Source organism: Chitinimonas viridis, from assembly GCF_030409555.1.
GTDB classification, from domain to species: domain Bacteria; phylum Pseudomonadota; class Gammaproteobacteria; order Burkholderiales; family Chitinimonadaceae; genus Chitinimonas; species Chitinimonas viridis.
Window position 1 is genome coordinate 1 of the sequence record NZ_JAUFPU010000011.1, and the last position, 3,280, is coordinate 3,280.

General features: G+C 62.1%; 1 protein-coding gene. It reads left to right on the forward strand.

Translation table 11 applies throughout. The features are described 5' to 3' along the window. Positions 1-155: 155 nt before the first annotated feature. The coding region (locus tag QWZ03_RS13225; RefSeq protein WP_290333152.1) for an Ig-like domain-containing protein at positions 156-3,280 on the forward strand (3,125 nt) is incomplete at its 3' end.

Genomic DNA, 3,280 nt, shown 5'->3' on the forward strand with positions numbered 1-3,280 from the left:
CCCAGCCTCATTCCTGCTGCTTTGCAGCAAATCTATCAATAACAATGACTTGCCACCATTCACCCGCCTCGGGTAGAGTGCCGCCCTTTCGTCGCCAGCCAGAATATATGTTCGCTGGTTGACTGATGTCATCACCAAAATCATAGGGAGAACGTATGCCATACGCGTACGTTAAGGGCCTGCGCGCGCTTCGCGCAGGACTTGCCATTGCTTCAGCTACCGTATTCGCGATCACCAGCCCCGCCTGGGCCGGCGTCACCGCCAGCCTGAGCAGCAACGGCAGCACCCACCTCCCGCCGGCCAATATCAAACTGACCGCCGCTACTAGCGGCAGTTCCACCGTCAAACAGGTCGACTTCTACATCGACGGTGCCGCCCAGCCCCATTTTAGCGACACCACCGCCCCCTATGTCCTGGAATTCAGCGGCATCGGCGCCGGCCGCTACACCGCCCACGCCATCGCCCGCGCCCATGACGGCAGTACCCACACCTCCAACACGGTGACCGTCACCGTCAACACCCCGCCCAGCGTTACCCACAGCGCCAGCAATCCCCGCATTACCAATCTGCCTGCCACACAGGTCATCACCGCAGCCTTCACCGATCCGGATCCTGGCAGCAGCATAAAATCCGTCCAGTTCTACATGTATAGCCCCGGAAGCAGCGTGGCTACCCTGTTGGGGAATGGCACCAAGAGCGGCAGCAACTACACCTACAATTTAGGCAGCTGGATGCCCAGCAAGGCGGGGTACTACCGTTTCTTCGCCATCGCCACCGATAACTATGACGGCGTCACCGATTGGACCGCCAGTGGCGATAGTAGCGCCTGGGTTGAAGTGATCAACATCAAGCCCAGCTTCGGCACCATCACCGCCAGCCCCAGCAGCGCTACCGTCACGCCCGGCAAATCCGCCACGCTGACCATCAATAGCACCGCTCAAGACACAGGCGGCTGGATAGAGCGAATAGAGCTGTTCGTCGCCAAGGATGGCGCCGCCTATGGCAGCACACCCGCCCACACCGCCTACGGCACGGGCAGCGCCAGCCTCGGCTTCAGCTATGCCTACCCAGCCAGCGTAGGCAGCTACCGCTTCAAACTGCGCGCGAGGGATAATCTGGGCGAGACCACGGAATCCAGCGAAGCCACCGCCACGGTTAGTCAAGGGATCCAAGCCACCGTCAAGATCATCCCCCCCACCGGCAGCTTCAACTACCCCGGCAGCATCATCGTCGGTGCCGATGCCGATGGCGGCACGGCCGGCACGATCAGCCGTGTCGACTTCCTGCTCGACACCGGCACCCCAGTCAGCGACTACAGCAGCCCCTACAGTGTCGACTTCAGCAATATCGCCGCCGGTACGCACACCCTCACCGCCAAGGCTTACGTTGGCCAAACCCTGGTTGACGATGACGTTTTCCCGTTCACCATCTATGGCGTGAAGCCAGGCATCAGCCTGACCACCCCCCAGCATGGCGAAACCTACGCCCCTGGCAGCACTGTCGTGCTCAAGGCCAACGCCAACGGTGGCGGCCTGACCATCCAGCGGGTCGAGTTCTACCAGGGCACTACCCTACTAGGTAGCGACACCAGCGACCCCTATGAATACAACTGGGTCAACTTCCCCGCCGGCACCCACCAGATCAGCGCCAAGGTCATCGTAGCGGGTGACAGCAGTCAGTCTGGCGCCATCACTGTGCGGGGTGCCGTGCCGGACAGTGTCACACTCACTGCCCCCGCCAGTGGATTGAGTATTAGCAAGCTACCGCATCTGCTGCAACTGACCGCCAAAACCACGGGCAGCGGCATCGGCTCCGTCATCTTCCGCGCCAAGCCCAGCAGTGGCGGCGAACTGACCCTTGCCACCGTCAACGGCAGCGGCCCTGACTTTAGCAAGACCGTTGAGTTCAACCAGCCCAGCCTGGAGGTCTACCAGATTTATGCGGTCTCCATGAGCGGTGCCAATGGCACGGGCAGCGTGGTGAAAACCAGCACGGAGAGCAACTTCCGCGTCATCAACGCACCGCCCATCATCAGCACCTATCAGGTCGGCCCCAACCCAGCCGTGATCGGCAGTGACGGCACCGCCAAGGTCACCATCACCGCCATTGCCCAAGACGACAACGGCTATGTAGCCAAGCTGGAGTTCTGGATTGACAACGGTAGCGGCTACACACTGGAACGTACCGTTACGGGCGCAGCCGACCGCAAGCCAGTGGGCTTTGCTCACGAATTGATCGCCAGCGCCGGCACCTACCGTGTCCAGGTCAAGGCCATCGACAACCATGGCATCGAAACGAAGACGACGGAAACTATCGTCACCGTCGGCAACAGCATTATCGAAGGCGAAGTGACCGGACTGCAGTTGCAAGACGGCAAAGTCCTGCTGCGTGGCTGGGCCTGCGAGCAAGGCAACCCCAACCCCATCAGCATCCGCGCCCACAAGCACAGCGCCGACAGCCCCGCCATCGGCACCGTGGTCGCCAACCTCAGCAGCCCCGAGCGCAGCAGCGTCTGCCGCACCAGCGGTGTCGGCCATGGCTTCGAGCTCGATATCACCGACGCCAACAACAGCGGCAAAGCCCCCTTGCTGGTGTACGGCCTGCCTAGCGCCAGTGGCAGCCCCAAAGCACTGACTTGTGCCGGCAGCCACTGCTACCTGCCCGGCACCCTCAATATTGGTTTTACCACCCCAGAAGACAACGCCCGCATCAGCGCCGGCAGCCTGGGCGCCGACCTGTTCCTGCGCGCCCGGATCACCGGCAAGGATGCTGGTACCGTCATCGACAAGGTCGAGTTCAGCGTCGATGGTCAGATCCTCGATGGCCTGCTCGACAACGAAGCCGACACCTATGTCGCCCGCAAGACCGGCGCCCTGGCCCGGCCTGAGCCCTACCAGCTGACCGCCACCGTCCGCCTCAAAGACCAAGGACTGCCCATCCACGCCGCCCCGCGCAAAGTGTATGTGGATGCCGGCGGCAGCAACGTCAACATCAGCGTGGCCAACCCCCTCTCGGGCAGCCAATATACCCAGGGCACGACCATCACACTGCAAGCCAAGCTGGGCTCGGGTACCGCCTCCATAGGCAAGGTGAACTTCTACGGCGGCAGCACCGGCAACACCTTTCTGGGCACGACCACCAGCATCTCGAACAGTGTCGACGGCTCGCGCATCGCCAGCTGGAATTGGACCAACGCCCCCTTGGGCAGCCACCAAATCGTTGCCAAGGCTTACCTGGGCATGACCACCACGACTGCAGTGGGTACCTCGAGTACGCCAGG